12 protein-coding genes are annotated in these 15,410 nt (G+C 67.2%); all 12 read left to right on the plus strand.

Translation table 11 applies throughout. The annotated features are described in order from the left end of the window. Window positions 1–39: 39 nt before the first annotated feature. The 12 genes from ACP3TD_RS08620 (at window position 40) to ACP3TD_RS08675 (ending at window position 15,328) form a co-directional block, all read left to right on the plus strand. Window positions 40–1,842: a peptidoglycan D,D-transpeptidase FtsI family protein gene (locus ACP3TD_RS08620; RefSeq protein ID WP_426766790.1), complete on the plus strand. Its 1,803-nt coding sequence runs from the start codon at window positions 40–42 to the stop codon at window positions 1,840–1,842. Between the two features lie 79 nt (window positions 1,843–1,921). Further along, window positions 1,922–3,559, plus strand: coding sequence for a UDP-N-acetylmuramoyl-L-alanyl-D-glutamate--2,6-diaminopimelate ligase (locus tag ACP3TD_RS08625; protein ID WP_426766792.1), 1,638 nt, complete (start codon window positions 1,922–1,924; stop codon window positions 3,557–3,559). Window positions 3,560–3,565: 6 nt separating this feature from the next. Continuing rightward, the gene (locus ACP3TD_RS08630) at window positions 3,566–5,032 is read left to right on the plus strand and encodes a UDP-N-acetylmuramoyl-tripeptide--D-alanyl-D-alanine ligase (RefSeq protein ID WP_426766793.1); all 1,467 of its coding nucleotides are present in this window, start codon (window positions 3,566–3,568) and stop codon (window positions 5,030–5,032) included. Continuing rightward, on the plus strand, window positions 5,029–6,138 hold the full coding sequence (gene mraY, locus ACP3TD_RS08635) for a phospho-N-acetylmuramoyl-pentapeptide-transferase (RefSeq protein ID WP_056077552.1): 1,110 nt from the start codon (window positions 5,029–5,031) through the stop codon (window positions 6,136–6,138). Before ACP3TD_RS08630 ends, mraY begins: the two co-directional genes overlap by 4 nt. After that, on the plus strand, window positions 6,120–7,697 hold the full coding sequence (murD, locus tag ACP3TD_RS08640) for a UDP-N-acetylmuramoyl-L-alanine--D-glutamate ligase (RefSeq protein ID WP_426766795.1): 1,578 nt from the start codon (window positions 6,120–6,122) through the stop codon (window positions 7,695–7,697). Before mraY ends, murD begins: the two co-directional genes overlap by 19 nt. A gap of 2 nt (window positions 7,698–7,699) precedes the next feature. Further along, window positions 7,700–9,043: a putative lipid II flippase FtsW gene (gene ftsW, locus ACP3TD_RS08645; RefSeq protein ID WP_426766797.1), complete on the plus strand. Its 1,344-nt coding sequence runs from the start codon at window positions 7,700–7,702 to the stop codon at window positions 9,041–9,043. A gap of 4 nt (window positions 9,044–9,047) precedes the next feature. Continuing rightward, the gene (gene murG / locus ACP3TD_RS08650) at window positions 9,048–10,148 is read left to right on the plus strand and encodes an undecaprenyldiphospho-muramoylpentapeptide beta-N-acetylglucosaminyltransferase (RefSeq protein WP_426767174.1); all 1,101 of its coding nucleotides are present in this window, start codon (window positions 9,048–9,050) and stop codon (window positions 10,146–10,148) included. After that, on the plus strand, window positions 10,145–11,539 hold the full coding sequence (gene murC / locus ACP3TD_RS08655) for a UDP-N-acetylmuramate--L-alanine ligase (protein ID WP_426766798.1): 1,395 nt from the start codon (window positions 10,145–10,147) through the stop codon (window positions 11,537–11,539). The genes murG and murC overlap by 4 nt, the downstream gene beginning before the upstream one ends. Further along, window positions 11,532–12,467 (plus strand): cell division protein FtsQ/DivIB, encoded by a 936-nt coding sequence (locus tag ACP3TD_RS08660; protein WP_426766800.1) that lies wholly within the window; start codon window positions 11,532–11,534, stop codon window positions 12,465–12,467. Before murC ends, ACP3TD_RS08660 begins: the two co-directional genes overlap by 8 nt. 185 nt (window positions 12,468–12,652) lie before the next feature. Next, window positions 12,653–13,900, plus strand: coding sequence for a cell division protein FtsZ (ftsZ, locus tag ACP3TD_RS08665; protein WP_426766802.1), 1,248 nt, complete (start codon window positions 12,653–12,655; stop codon window positions 13,898–13,900). 8 nt (window positions 13,901–13,908) lie between these two features. Beyond that, window positions 13,909–14,598, plus strand: coding sequence for a polyphenol oxidase family protein (locus ACP3TD_RS08670; RefSeq protein ID WP_426766803.1), 690 nt, complete (start codon window positions 13,909–13,911; stop codon window positions 14,596–14,598). After that, window positions 14,591–15,328, plus strand: a complete 738-nt coding sequence (locus ACP3TD_RS08675; protein WP_426766804.1) for a YggS family pyridoxal phosphate-dependent enzyme — start codon at window positions 14,591–14,593, stop codon at window positions 15,326–15,328. Before ACP3TD_RS08670 ends, ACP3TD_RS08675 begins: the two co-directional genes overlap by 8 nt. Window positions 15,329–15,410: the final 82 nt, after the last annotated feature.

Raw genomic sequence — 15,410 nt, forward strand, 5'->3', positions numbered from 1 at the left:
GGACTGGCAGGCACGAGGGACGAACAGCAAGGAAGATCAGTGGCGCAGAGGACCGGTAAGGCAGTGAACGGCAAAGCGCCCAACCCCACCAAACGGTTGCGCCTGGGCCTGGGCATCATGCTCTCCCTCCTGCTGGTGGTTGGCGGAAAGCTGTTCCTGGTCCAGGGCCTGGACGTCGGTGGCATGGCTGAAGCTGCCCTCAACAAGCGGATGACAGAAACGGTCCTGCCTGCGGAACGCGGCAGCATCCTGGACGCCAACGGCACGGTCCTGGCCAACAGTGTGATCCGCTACAACGTGGTGGTGGACCAGCAGCTCAATACAAAGACCGAGTCCTACCGGCGCCTGGATAATGTCGACGGCAAGGAAAAGCTCGTCGAAGTCAGCCGCGACCAGGGCCTCACCGAGCTGGCAGCGGTCCTGGGCATGGACAAGGACGCCATCGTCAAAGCAGTCACCGGTGAATCGCGCTACTACATCGTGGCCAAGGACGTGAAACCGGACGTCGAGGACCGCATTTCAAAACTCCAGGTGCCCGGCATCGTGACCGAAGGCGTCAGCAAGCGTGTCTACCCCAACGGCTCCGTAGCAGGCGGCATCATCGGCTTCCTGCAGGAGGGCGGCAGCGGACAGGCCGGCATCGAACAGACGCAGGACGACCTCCTGAAGGGGACGGATGGAAAGCGCCTGTTCGAAATCGGGGCGGACGGCCTCCGGATCCCGGTGGGCGTGGACGAGCTGACCGCACCGCAAGACGGCAAGAACGTCAAGCTCACCATCAACTCCGACCTCCAGTACTTTGCGCAGCAGGCCATCCAAAGCCAGGCGGACAAGCTCAGCGCCGAATGGGGCGTCATCATTGTGATGGACGTCAAGACCGGCAACCTGGTGGCCATGGCGGACACCAACTCCCCGGATCCGAACAACCCGGGCCTGGTGGCCGCCAAGGACCGCGGCGTCCGGGCGGTTACCGCAGCCTACGAGCCGGGTTCCGTGGAGAAGATGCTGACCGCAGCGGCCCTGATCGAGGAAGGCAAAGCCAACCCGCTCAGCGAATACACGCTGCCCCCCTCATATACGGTCAACGGCCAGACTTTTACCGATTCCTTCTCGCACGGCACCGAGAAGCGCACCCTTGCGGGCATCCTGGGCTACTCCATGAACACGGGCACAGTGATGGCCGGCCAGGCCCTGAGCAAGGAACAGCGCCACGACTGGTTGCAGAAGTTCGGCATTGGCCAGGCACCGGACATCGGGCTCCCCGCTACCGCCTCCGGAATCCTGACCCCCGCAGACCAATGGGACGGACGGCAGGAATTCACCGTTCTCTTCGGGCAGGGCGTGTCCCAATCCACCCTCCAGACCGTGCGGGCATTCCAGTCAGTGGCCAACAACGGGGTGATGCTCCAGCCGCGCCTGATCGACTCGTATGTTTCCGCCGATGGAACCGAGGAGAAGGTCCCTGCGGCACCCCCTACCCAGGTTGTCTCTGACAGCACCGCCCAGCAGGTCCAGGACATCCTGGAAAGCGCCGTTACCGAGGGCCAGATCAAGGATGCCTCCATCGACGGCTACCGGGTGGGTGCCAAGACCGGCACCTCGGAATCGCCCTGCGACGACGGCAAGTCCGGTTTCTGCGGCTACACCGCCTCCATGGTGGGCATGGCGCCGATGGATGATCCGCGGTTTATTGTTGAGGTGGTACTCCAGCGGCCCAAGGGCAGCATCTACGGGATTACCAACGGGCCGGTCTTCCGGTCGGTCATGAGCCAGGCACTGCGGACCTACAACGTCCAGCCGTCCACCGGCGAACCGGCCAGGCTGCCCCAGTTCGCCAAGTAGCACCCCGGCGCCACCACGCTGCAGCAGCGCCCGCTGTGGCCACAGCCGGGCACGGTCCACTAGCACCATCGGAGATTCCTTGTCAGAGTTCACGCCGTCCCACAGCAGCGCCCTTCCGGCCGCTCCTGCCAGCAAAGCCAGGTTCCGGCCCACTGCCGTCGAACCGGTCCGTCTGGAGAGCATCGGCGCCGCCGTGGGCGTCGCAGTTCCCGGACATGCAGCAGACGTCACGGTCACGGGAATCACCCTGAACTCCCGAGCCGTCGAGGCCGGCGACCTGTACGCAGCCCTCCCCGGCGCGTCCCGCCACGGCGCGGACTTCGTGGCACAGGCCGTGGAGGCCGGGGCGGTAGCCGTCCTGACCGACGACGCCGGCGCGCGCCTGCTGGCGCTGGGCAACGACATCCCGGTGCCGGTCCTCGTGGTGGACAAACCCCGCAACGTGGTGGGCCCGCTGTCCGCGGCCATCTACGGCAGCACCGATGGCACCGACGAGGACTTCACGCTGTTCGGCGTGACCGGCACCAACGGCAAGACCACCACCACGTACTTCATCAACTCCCTGCTGCGCGCCCTCGGCACCCGGTCCGGCCTGATCGGGACCATCGAGATCCTCGCCGGCACGGAGCCCATTCCAAGCCTGCTGACCACCCCCGAGTCCACTGAAGTGCACGGGCTGCTGGCACTCATGCGCGAACGGGGACTGGGCGCGGCAGCCATGGAGGTTTCCTCGCACGCCATCTCGTACCAGCGCGTGGACGGCGTGCTGTTCGACGTGGCCGGATTCACCAACCTGACGCAGGACCACCTGGACCTGCACGGCACCATGGATGACTACTTCGCTACCAAGGCCGACCTCTTCACGCCGGCGCGCGCCCGCAGGGCAGTAGTGACGGTCGACGACGAGTGGGGCCGCCGCCTGGCCGCCACCGCCGGCATCCCGGTCACTACGCTCAGCACGGACGGGCGGGCAGGCGCGGACTGGGCCGTGGCAGCCATCGAACCCCGGGGCCTCGGCGCCGCTTTCACCCTCAACGGTCCCGACGGCGCAGAACTGCGCCTTCACACGGGACTGCCCGGCAGCTTCAACGTCGCCAACGCCGCCCTGGCGGCGGTCATGGTCCTCACCGGCGGGGTGGACACCGCTGTGCTCCAGGACGCCCTGGACACGGCCGACCCATTCACCGTTGCCGTCCCCGGACGCATGCAACTCGTCGCCGAGCAGCCCGCCGCCGTCGTCGATTTCGCCCACAACACCGATGCGCTGGCCCGTGCCCTCGAAGCCGTCCGCCCGCCATCTCCGGGCTCCCGGCTGATCGTTGTCTTCGGTGCCACCGGCCAGCGCGACCAAGGCAAACGCCCCGCCATGGGCGCTGTGGCTGCACGCCTGGCGGACGTTGTCATCATCACTGACGACGACCCCCACGATGAGGACGCAGCCGCCATCCGCGCCGATGTCCTGGCGGGTGCAGAAGACGCTCGGAGCAGCGAACAGCTGCCCTGCGAGATTCTGGAGGTCTTCCCCCGGGATGAGGCCATCCGACGTGCAGTAGAGCTCGCAGGCCCGTTGGACAGCATCCTTGTGGCCGGCCGCGGCCATGAAGTTTGGCAGGAAGTCAAAGGCGTCAACCTGGCCCTTGACGACCGCGTGGAACTGCGCAGCGCCTTGACAGCCAGGGGATTCAACGTTCTCCAAGACGACCGGATAGAGTCCTAGACCGAGATGATTGCTTTTACTGCGGCCGAAATTGCCGACATCACCAAGGGGCGCCTGGACGCCAATCCGGGAATCACGCCTGCATCGGTAGTTACGGACTCCCGCGAAGCCACACCGGGTTCACTGTACGTGGCCAAGCCCGGAGAACACGCTGACGGGCACGACTTCATCGCCGCAGCGTTCGAATCCGGTGCCGTCCTGGCGCTCGTGGAGCGCCCGGCTGCCAGGCCTGACGGCGGTTGCTACCCATCGGTACTGGTGGATGACGCCGTCCTCGCCATGGGCGCATTGGCCGCGGAGGCCGTACGGCGCATCCGTGCCGCCCGCGCCGCAGCCGGCCAGGAGCTCACCGTCGTCGGCATCACAGGTTCAGCCGGCAAGACCACCACAAAAGACCTGCTGGCGGGGCTGTTCGCCTCCCAGGGAACAACGGTGGCGCCGAAAGGCTCCTACAACGGCGAGGTGGGCGTTCCTCTGACCGTCTTCCAGGCGGACGAGGGCACGCGCTATCTCGTGATCGAAATGGGGGCAACCGGAATCGGCCACATCCGGTACCTCGCCGACATGGTGAAGCCGGACATCGGAGTTGTTCTCGCGGTCGGAACCGCCCACGCCGGCGAATTCGGGGGAGTGGCGAACATCGCCCTCGCCAAGGGGGAGATGGTTGAAGGCCTCTCCGGCGGCGGGACCGCGATCATCAACCTCGATGACGACAGGGTGGCCGCCATGCGCAGCCGCACCACGGCCACCGTGCTCGGCTTCAGCGCCGAAGGACGCGACGGAGCCGCCGTGCGGGCCCTCGGCGCGGACACCAACGAACAAGGCAACCCGGAATTCGACCTCCAGTTGCCCGGCGGAGACGGCACGCACCACGTGGCCAGCAAGCTCATTGGGGCACACCATACCGGCAACCTGCTTGCCGCGGCGGCTGCGGCGTTCGCCGCCGGCATGTCCGGCGCAGACATCGCCACCGGCCTGAGCAGCCAAAGCGCGGCAAGCCGCTGGCGGATGGAACGCACCGAACGTGCGGACGGCGTCACGGTGATTAACGATGCTTACAACGCCAACCCGGAATCCATGCGGGCAGCTTTGCGCACGCTCGCCGATCTTGGGCGCGGCAGGCGGACCTGGGCGGTGCTTGGGGCCATGCTTGAACTCGGCGACGACTCCATCCGGGAGCACACCGCGGTGGGCACCCAGGTGGTCCGGCTCAACATCTCCAGGCTGGTGGTGGTGGGCCGGGAAGCGCGGGCCCTTTATGTCTCAGCCGTCCAGGAAGGCTCCTGGGGTGACGAATGCCTGTTCGCCGAAACCCCTGACGAGGCCTACGAACTCCTCAGTGCCGAGCTCCAGCCGGGCGATTTGGTCCTCTTCAAGTCCTCCAACAGCGTGGGCCTGCGCCATCTGGGCGATCGGATAGCATTACCCCCACAAACCCCCCTGAACGCCGATGAAAGGAGCACACAGCTGTGATTGCACTTTTGATCGGCGCCGGGCTGGCCCTGCTCTGCGCCCTCGTCGGAACCCCGCTGTTCATCAGGCTGCTGGTCCGCCGCGGCTACGGCCAGTTCATCCGCGATGACGGACCCACGTCCCACCACACCAAGCGCGGAACGCCCACCATGGGCGGCACCGTGGTGGTGGCCGCCGTGCTGCTGAGTTACGGGCTCACACACCTCATCATGTTCCTGATGAACCCGGATTCCCCGGGGCCGTCCGCCTCCGCCCTGATCCTGCTGTTCCTCATGGTGGGCATGGGCCTCGTCGGGTTCCTCGACGACTTCATCAAAATCTCGCGGCAGCGAAGCCTGGGCCTGGACGCCAAGGCCAAACTGATCCTGCAGGCCGCCGTCGGCGTCATCTTCGCCGTACTGGCACTGAACTTCCCGGACGAATCCGGGCTTGCGCCCGCCTCCACCAAGATCTCGCTGGTCCGTGACCTGCCGTGGCTCGACCTCGCCTTCGGCGGGACCGTGCTCGGGGCGATCCTCTTCGTGGTCTGGTCCAACCTGATCGTCACGGCCGCCACCAACGGCGTCAACCTCACCGACGGCCTGGACGGGCTGGCGGCCGGCGCCTCCGTCATGGTCTTCGGCGCCTACACCCTGATGGGTATCTGGCAGAGCAACCAGGCCTGCGGTTCGCCGCGGGAAGCGGGCAGCGGCTGCTACTCCGTCCGGGACCCCCTGGACCTCGCCCTGCTGGCGGCCATCATGAGCGCAGCCCTGGTGGGCTTCCTGTGGTGGAACACTTCTCCGGCCAAGATTTTCATGGGCGATACCGGTTCCCTGGCGATCGGTGGTGCCATCGCCGGGTTTGCGATCCTCTCGCGCACCGAACTGCTGCTGGGCATCATTGGCGGTCTCTTCGTCCTCATCACCCTCTCCGTCATCATCCAGGTGGGCTACTTCAAGGCCACCGGCGGTAAACGGGTCTTCAAGATGGCTCCCCTGCAGCACCACTTCGAACTCAAGGGCTGGGCCGAAGTCACGGTGGTGGTCAGGTTCTGGATCCTCGGCGGCCTCTTCGTCGCCGTCGGGCTGGGTATCTTCTACGCTGAATGGGTTGTGCTGCTGTGACCGTTTCCCCCCGCCTGGAAAACCTCGTCACCTGGGACTCTGACTGGTCCGGGCTGCGCGTGGCAGTCACCGGCATCGGTGTCTCCGGCTTTGCCGCCGCGGACACCCTGATCGAACTGGGCGCCCGGGTAGTGGTGGTCGACGCCGCCACCAGCGACACCGCCAAAGCCTCGGCAGACACCCTGAAAATCGTCGGCGCCGCCGATGTCCTTCTCGGCGAAGAAGCTGTTACCCGCCTTCCGCGGATCGACGGTGAACTGCCGGAACTGATCGTCACCTCGCCGGGGTGGCGTCCGGACCAGGCCCTGCTGGCAGCAGCGGCCCGGGCACACATCCCGGTCTGGGGCGACGTCGAACTTGCCTGGCGGGTCCGCCAGCGCGAGGGACGCAAGACCGCCGACTGGCTCGCCATCACCGGCACCAACGGCAAGACAACCACCGTGGGGCTCACCGAATCCATGCTGCGGGCCGCAGGGCTGAAGGCCATCGCGGTGGGCAACGTGGGCAAGCCCATCCTGGACGCCATCCGGGAGCCCGTCGAATACGATGTCTTCGCCGTCGAACTCTCCAGCTTCCAGCTGCACTGGGCGGAATCCCTGTCGCCGCTGGCCAGTGTGTGCCTCAACGTTGCCGAAGACCACGTGGACTGGCACGGCTCCTACGATTCCTACCTGGCGGACAAGGCCAAGGTCTACGAGCAGACCCAAAAGGCGTGCATCTACAACGCCGAGCAGTTCGAAACCGAACGCATGGTGGAGAACGCCGACGTCGTGGAAGGGTGCCGCGCCATCGGGTTCACCACCGTCACTCCCGCGGTCAGCATGCTGGGCGTCGTGGAGGGCCTCCTGGTGGACCGCGCCTTCATCGAAGAGCGGCGGGACAGCGCCGCGGAACTCGCGGCCATGACCGACCTCGGTCCGATCGCTCCCCGGCATATGGTGGCCAACGCGCTTGCCGCCGCGGGACTGGTCCGCGCGTACGGGGTCGACGCCGCGGCTGTCCGCCAGGGGATCCGGGACTACGTTCCCGGCGACCACCGCATCCAGCCGGTAGCCCGCCACGAAGGCGTGCTGTGGGTTAACGATTCCAAAGCCACCAACCCCCACGCTGCCGCAGCCTCACTGGCGGCTTTCACCAACGTCGTCTGGATTGCCGGCGGCCTCTCCAAGGGCGTTACCTACGACGACCTGGTCCGCGAGCAGGCCCACCGCCTCAAGGCCGTGGTGCTGATCGGAACCGACTCCTCCGAGCTTGCCGGTGCCCTCCAGCGACACGCGCCGGATGTCCCCGTGATAGCGGCGGCGCCGGGTGACACTGAAGAGGTGCAGACTGCTGCAACGGAAGGTGCCACCGGTACCAGTTCCCCCCTTGCCGGGGAACAGGTCATGTCCCTGGCCGTTGCAACAGCAGCCCAGCTGGCCGGCTCCGGCGACACTGTGCTGATGGCTCCGGCAGCTGCATCCATGGATCAGTTCTCTTCCTACGCACACCGCGGCAACACATTCATCGAAGCTGTCCGCGGGCTGGTGGAAGGGCAGGCCAAGACCGGCGAGGAGTAAAAATGGTCAGCACGCCCACGCGCCGGCAACCAGCCGGGCGACCAGGCCGTCCGGCCGGCACCGGCTCCACAGCTACGAAGGCGCAGCGCCCGGCACCTGTTACGGTCCGGCTCAGGAAGGCATACCGCAGTTTCTGGTCAGCCCTTGAGGGCAACGGAACGTCCCGTAACGGTTCCACGTATTACCTCATCCTCGGCTCCACCCTGGCGCTGACGGCGATCGGGATCATGATGGTCCTGTCGGCCTCCAGCGTCGAGTCCATTGCCGCAGGAAAATCTCCCTATGGTGACGCCCTGAAGCAGGGCATGTTCGCGGGCATCGGCATCTTCACCATGTTCGTCCTGTCCCGGATCAACGTGGTCTGGCTCAAGCGCCTCGCCTGGCCCGCAATCATGGCCGCCATGGTCCTGCTGGCCCTGGTGCAGGTGGTGGGCGCGGAAGTCAACGGCAACAAGAACTGGATCGACCTCGGGGGCATCACCTTCCAGCCGTCCGAGGCTTCAAAGCTCGCCCTGGCACTCTGGATGGCCACAGTGCTGGCCATGAAGGCCAAACTGCTGCGGCGCTGGCAGCACGTCTTTGTCCCGGCCATCCCGGTGGCCGTCATCGTGATCGGCCTGGTGCTGATCGGCAACGACCTCGGCACTGCCATGATCATCATGATGATCGCCGCCGCGGCGCTGTTCTTCGCGGGCGTACCCCTTTACTTCTTCGGCATCGCGGGGCTGCTGGGCGCCGCCGGCGCGGCAGTCATGGCCATCACCAGCTCCAACCGCATGTGCCGCATCACCTCCTGGTGGACGGGCGAATCCTGCGCCGACGGCATCGACGCCAACTACCAGGCCACCAACGGTCTCTACGGGCTGGCTTCGGGCGGCTGGTTCGGCGTGGGGCTGGGACAAAGCCGGCAGAAGTACAGCTGGATCCCCGAAGCCCACAACGACTTCATCTTCGCCATCATCGGCGAGGAACTGGGCCTGGTGGGCACCGTCGTCGTACTTATCCTTTTCGCGATCCTCGGCGCGGCCATCTACCGCGTGGTGGTGGCCCAGGAAGACACCTTCCACCGCGTCCTGGCGGGCACCATCATGGTGTGGCTCCTGGGCCAGGCCACCGTGAACATGTCCGTGGTGACCGGCCTTATGCCCGTGATCGGCGTACCCCTTCCCTTCATCTCCTACGGCGGCTCCGCGCTGCTGATGTCCCTCTGCGCCATTGGCGTGGTGCTTTCCCTGGCCAGGGAACAGATGGCGCCTGCCATCCGTCCCAAACGGATGCTGAAGTTCAAGGCCACGGGGCGGGAGAAAGCCCCCCGGAACAAGAAGACTGCAAGAAAGCGTGCCTGATCCCATGAACCCGAAGAACCCTTCCATCGTCCTGGCCGGCGGCGGCACAGCCGGCCATATCAGTCCCCTCCTTGCCATCGCCGCGGCCGTGAAGACCGCTTCACCGGAGGCCGCTATCCTCGCCGTGGGCACACCGTCCGGGATGGAAACCCGCCTCGTCCCGGCAGCAGGGGTTGAACTGGCGACGATCGACCGGGTCCCGTTTCCGCGCAAACCGTCGGCCGACCTGTTGCGGCTTCCTGCCAGGCTCGCCGGCGCAGTCCGCCAGGCCGGCGACATCCTGGATCGGGCTGACGCCGACGTGCTGGTGGGTGTGGGCGGATACGTGTGCACGCCGATGTACCTCGCGGCCCGGAAGCGCCGGATCCCCATCGTCATCCACGAGGCGAACGCCCGCCCCGGGCTCGCCAACAGGGTGGGCGCACGGATGACCTCGCGGGTGGCCGTAGCCTTCGAAGGGACGCCCCTGCGGCACGCGATGCATGTCGGCATGCCCATGCGGACAGAAATATCGGGCCTGGACCGGAACGCCGCGCGGACCGCCGCCCGGGAGGCCCTCGGACTTGATCCCCAGCTGCCCACCCTCATCGTCACAGGCGGATCCTCCGGTGCCCAAAGCATCAACCGCACCATCGCAGCGTCCGTGGGGCAGCTTGCTGCCGCGGGGATCCAAACCCTGCACCTCACCGGGCGCGGCAAGTCGGTCCTGGACGGAGCCGGCCAGCCGCTGGCCGCGCCGGGCTACCGCCAGGTGGAATACGTGGACGGGATGGAACTCGTCTACTCTGCGGCAGACGTGCTGCTGGCCCGCTCCGGCGCTGCGACCGTCTGCGAGGTGGCCGCTGTTGGCGTGCCGTCCGTCCTGGTGCCATTGCCGATCGGGAACGGGGAACAGGCCCTGAACGCCGCGGGCCTGGTGGCCGCCGGCGGCGCCCTGCTGGTCCAGGACCGCGACTTCACCGACGAATGGCTGGCCAAGGAGCTCGTCCCGCTGGTCACCGACAAGGCACGGCTGGCCACCATGGAAGCCAACTCTTACCGGCTGGGTGTCCGTGACGCCGACCGGCGGATGGCTGCCCTCATCCTGGAAGCGGTGTCCGCATGAGCAACCATGACCTTTCCGGGAGCGAATCCCAGGGCTCTCTGGCATCCCTGGGCCGGGTCCACTTCATCGGGGTGGGCGGAGTCGGCATGTCCGCCGTGGCCAGGATCATGGTGGCGCGCGGCGTCCCCGTCAGCGGATCCGATGCCAAGGACCTTCCTGTCATGCGCGACCTCGCCGAAAAGGGTGCCAGGATCGCCGTCGGTTACGGGGCCGGCAACCTGGGCGATGCCCAGACCGTCGTGGCGGGGTCGGCGATCAGGGCGGACAATCCAGAGCTGGCCGCGGCCCGGCAGGCCGGGCTGCCCGTGCTGCACCGGTCCGAAGCGCTGGCGGCCACGATGGGGGAGGACACGGTGGTGACCATTGCCGGTACCCACGGCAAGTCCACCACCACGTCCATGGTCACGGTTCTGCTCCAGGGCGCCGGCCTGGACCCATCTTTTGCCATCGGAGCCAACGTCCCTTCCCTGGGGGTTAATGCCGCGCACGGCACGTCAGGGATCTTTGTGGCGGAAGCCGACGAATCGGATGGTTCGTTCCTGAACTACCTGCCGCAGGTCGCCGTGGTGACCAACGTCGAAGCCGACCACCTGGACCACTACGGCACAGCCGAAGCCGTGTACGAGTCCTTCGATAAGTTCGCCGCCCTGCTGCCCGCCGACGGACTCCTTGTGGCCTGTGCCGACGACCCCGGCGCCCGGGCACTGGCCGAGCGCACCCGCCAGGCGGGCAACACCCGCGTCCTGCTGTATGGCACCGCCGACGACGCCGACCTGAAGCTTCACGACGACGGCCCCGGCAGCGTTGCGGTCTCCACCGCGGAAGGGCGGTTCGACCTCGCGCTGCAGGTGCCCGGCCGGCACAATGCGCTGAACGCGGCGGCCGCGTTCGCCGTCGCGCTTGAACTCGGGGTTGCACCCGGCGCTGCCGCGTCAGCCCTGGCCTCCTTCTCCGGCGCGTCCCGCCGGTTCGAACTGAAGGGCGAAGCCCGCGGCGTGCGGGTGTTCGACGACTATGCCCACCATCCCACCGAGGTCCGCGCTGCCCTGACCGCGGCGCGCTCGGTCGCGGGGGATCACAAGGTGCACGTGCTGTTCCAGCCGCACCTGTTCTCCCGCACCCGGGAATTTGCCCGCGAGTTCGCTGAGGCTCTGGACCTGGCGGATACCGCGCTGGTCCTGGACATCTACCCTGCCCGTGAGGACCCCATCCCCGGCGTCACCAGCAAGCTCATTGCCGACCATATGGCTGGCCGGGGACGCCTGGTGAGCGCAGAAGACGCCGTGGCCGCCGTCGCGGACGCGGCCGCGGACGGCGACATCGTTCTGACCGCCGGCGCCGGCGACGTGACCGGATACGGTCCGCGTATCGTGGAGGCCCTGCGTGGCTAGCACGCGCCGTCCCACCTACACCCCGACGGGCCGTAAAGGCCCGGCAGCCGGCGGGCGGAGCCAAACGGATGCCGCAGGCTCCCCGGATGCGGACGAGGTGATCTCGGCGTCGCGGAACGTACCGGTCCAGACGGCGGAGAAGGCCGCTGCCCGCACCAGCGGGACAGGCAGCAGGAAAGCGCCCGCAGCTGATTCCGGCCCGGACGCCAACGTCCTCGCCTTCCCGGAACCCAGGGGAAGGCGGCGCAGGCGGAGGTTGCTTCTGGTGGTGTGCACTGTGTGTGCGCTGGTGGCGGCCCTCCTGGCCGGTGCCGTGTACTCGCCGGTGCTGGCGCTGCGCACCATTACCGTGTCCGGCACGTCACTGCTGACGCCTGCCCAGGTTCAGGCGGCGCTCGAACCGCTGCAGGGGAAGCCCCTGCCGCAGATCGGCGACGACGACGTCAGCCGGCTCCTCGAGCCACTGGTCCAGGTCAAATCCGTGTCTGCCGAGGCCAGGCCGCCCTCCGGGCTTGCCGTGACCGTGCACGAGCGGGTGCCCGTGGCCCTGGTCAAGCAGGGGGAGCGGTACCAGTTGGTGGACGTGGACGGCGTGCAGCTGGCTACCACCGCGGACCCGGCGTCCGTATCCCTGCCGCTGATCGACGGCGGCGCCGGTGCCATTGGACAGGATCTGTTCAAGGCCACCGCGGCGGTGCTGGGCGCCCTTCCCGCGGATGTCCTGGCGAAGTTGTCAAACGCTTCCGCCAAGTCCGTTGATGCGGTGGAGCTCAAGCTGGTGGACGGCCAGACCATCGTGTGGGGCAACGCCTCGGAGAAGGAACTCAAAGCCAAGGTGCTGGCCGCGTTGCTGAAGGTTCCGGCGGATCCGAAGAACCCCGTGCAGGTCTACGACGTCAGCGTTCCGCGGCATCCGGTGACACGGTGAGCCGCTTTCTTTCCGGTATTAATCCGACACGCGGACCCGGTTATTGAATGTGGGAACCAGAGGAAATACCGTCACAGACATGAGTTACTTGACATAACTATAACCTTCAACTCGAAGGTTAAGGTTACAGGCTTCAAGCTCACCATCAGTTTTTCGCAATAAGACACGAACAAGGGACACGTAACGTGGCAGCTCCGCAGAATTACTTGGCCGTCATCAAAGTCGTCGGCATCGGCGGCGGTGGCGTGAACGCAGTCAACCGCATGATCGAGGTCGGCCTCCGAGGTGTTGAATTCATCGCCATCAACACCGACGCCCAGGCACTGCTGATGAGCGACGCCGACGTCAAGCTCGATGTAGGCCGGGAACTGACCCGCGGCCTCGGAGCCGGCGCCAACCCGGAGGTGGGTAAGCAGGCCGCCGAGGACCACGCCGACGAAATCGAAGAAGTGCTGCGCGGAGCCGACATGGTCTTCGTGACCGCCGGCGAAGGCGGCGGAACCGGTACCGGCGGCGCGCCCGTCGTCGCCCGCATTGCGCGCTCCCTTGGCGCCCTGACCATCGGTGTCGTTACCCGTCCCTTCACGTTCGAAGGCCGCCGCCGCGCGGGCTCCGCCGAATCCGGCATCGACGCGCTGCGCGACGAAGTGGACACCCTGATCGTGATCCCCAACGATCGCCTTCTTTCCATCAGCGACCGCAACGTCTCGGTCCTCGACGCCTTCCGCTCAGCCGACCAGGTGCTGCTGTCCGGCGTCCAGGGCATCACCGACCTCATCACCACCCCGGGCCTGATCAACCTCGACTTCGCCGACGTCAAGTCGGTCATGCAGGGTGCCGGCTCAGCGCTCATGGGCATCGGCTCCGCCCGTGGCGAAGACCGCGCCGTGAAGGCCGCCGAGCTTGCCATCGCTTCGCCGCTGCTGGAGGCCTCCATCGACGGCGCCCACGGTGTGCTGCTGTCCATCCAGGGTGGCTCGGACCTCGGCCTGTTCGAGATCAACGAAGCCGCGCGGCTGGTCCAGGAAGTTGCCCACCCCGAAGCGAACATCATCTTCGGTGCCGTGATCGATGACGCCCTCGGCGACGAAGCGAGGGTCACCGTCATCGCGGCAGGCTTCGACGACGTCAAGGCCACCTCGCCGTCCATGGACCAGTCCCAGTCGCAGGCACAGGCTGCGCCGCAGCGGCCCGCAGCACCTGCACCGTCGCAGGCACCGTCCGCCGGTAACCACCAGGGCGGCGGCCACCAGCCCAACGTCCAGCCGGTCCACGCAGGCGTCGGCGCCGCCGGCCTGAGCAACTGGGGCCAGCAGCGCCCCACGGCAGTGCCCGCAGATTCCGGTTTCGATGTGGACCTGCCGTCCGTAGTGGAGCCGGACCTTACCGGCAATCACCAGGACGACCTGGATGTCCCTGACTTCCTGAAGTAGGCAGCGGCTTGTTCCACTGGCGGGCCGGCATCCTTCCGGGGGTGTCGGCCGCTTTTACTAACAGCGACGCCGGTAACCTGGCGCTCCACGTGGGAGACGATCCGGAAGCGGTTCGGCAACGCCGGGCGCGGCTCGAACAGGAGATCGGCGTCAGCGCCGGCAGCCTCCGGTTCATGAACCAGGTCCACGGAACGGACGTGGTGCTGATGGACGCCGTCAGTCCCGCCCCCGAGGCGGACGCGATGGTGTCACGCGGCACTCCGCTGGCCGTGATGGTGGCAGACTGCATCCCCGTGATCCTGGCCGGTGTGTCAACCGATGGACCCGTCCTGGCGGTGGCCCACGCCGGCCGGCCCGGCCTTGCCGGCGGAGTCATCCCCGCGGCTCTGGAGCGCATGGCATCGCTGGGGGCCACCGGCATCCGGGCCTGGCTTGGGCCCTCAATTTGCGGTCACTGCTACGAGGTCCCCGGTGCCATGCAGGAGGAAGTCGTTGCCGCAGTGCCTGCCAGCCGGAGCACCACCTCCTGGGGCACTCCCGGCCTCGACCTGCCGGCCGGTGCACGGAGCCAGCTGGAAAACGCCGGCGTGACTGTCGAATACAGCGGGCCCTGCACCTTCGAGGCGCCGTCGCTGTACTCCTATCGCCGGGACCGCCACACCGGCCGCTTTGCAGGGGTGGTGTGGTGCCATGAATGACGCCGCTACAGCCGGTGATCCCCGCCTTCGCGAACTCGCCGGGCGGCTGGAGGCCGTGCGGGAGCGTATCGCCAGGGCAGTCGTGTCGGCCGGGCGCGAGGGCCAGCCGCCCAGGCTGATCGTGATCACCAAGTTCCATCCGGCAGATGACATCCGCCGCCTCGCCGCCCTGGGCGTGACCGACGTCGGCGAGAACAGGGACCAGGAGGCCGCGGCCAAGGCGGCCGAGCTGGCTGAGGCCGGCCTGGCCTGGCATTTCGTCGGCCAACTGCAGACCAAGAAGGCCAAGTCCGTGGTGCGCTATGCAGCTGCTGTCCACTCGGTGGACCGGCTCCAGCTCGTTGATGCGCTTGCCAAAGCGGTGCTCAACGAACAGGACGCCACAGGGCGGCCGCCACTGGACTGCTTCATCCAGGTCAGTCTTGAGGACGACGCCGGAGCGCACCGGGGCGGCGCGTTACCCGCCGACGTTCCGGGGCTGGCCGATCGGATCGCCGCTGCGGAAGGGTTGCGCCTGGCCGGTGTCATGGCGGTGGCCCCGCTCGGTGCCGCGCCCGAACCGGCCTTCGAGAAGCTCGCCGGGGTCTCGGAACGGCTGGTGCAGGCCCACCCGGCGGCATCCGGCATTTCGGCCGGTATGAGCCAGGACCTCGAAGCTGCGATCAAATTTGGGGCGACACACCTGCGGATCGGTTCCGATATTCTCGGATCGCGTCCGGCCGTACGGTAGCGTCGGGACTGTTGGAAGTTGGGCGGGGGACTCCAGTGCTGTCAAGTCATTGGGCGGCCCGCTTACGGGACACGATTAGGAG

Origin of the sequence: Pseudarthrobacter sp. 1G09 (assembly GCF_050038305.1) — a bacterium.
GTDB classification, from domain to species: Bacteria; Actinomycetota; Actinomycetes; order Actinomycetales; family Micrococcaceae; genus Arthrobacter; species Arthrobacter equi.

What these genes read in the sequence shown, in the direction of transcription:
- ACP3TD_RS08630 (WP_426766793.1), top strand. Translation starts at nt 3,566, where the DNA reads ATGATTGCTTTTACTGCGGCCGAAATTGCCGACATCACCAAGGGGCGC.
- murD (WP_426766795.1), top strand. Translation starts at nt 6,120, where the DNA reads ATGGGTTGTGCTGCTGTGACCGTTTCCCCCCGCCTGGAAAACCTCGTC.
- ftsW (WP_426766797.1), top strand. Translation starts at nt 7,700, where the DNA reads ATGGTCAGCACGCCCACGCGCCGGCAACCAGCCGGGCGACCAGGCCGT.
- murG (WP_426767174.1), top strand. Translation starts at nt 9,048, where the DNA reads ATGAACCCGAAGAACCCTTCCATCGTCCTGGCCGGCGGCGGCACAGCC.
- murC (WP_426766798.1), top strand. Translation starts at nt 10,145, where the DNA reads ATGAGCAACCATGACCTTTCCGGGAGCGAATCCCAGGGCTCTCTGGCA.
- ACP3TD_RS08675 (WP_426766804.1), top strand. Translation starts at nt 14,591, where the DNA reads ATGAATGACGCCGCTACAGCCGGTGATCCCCGCCTTCGCGAACTCGCC.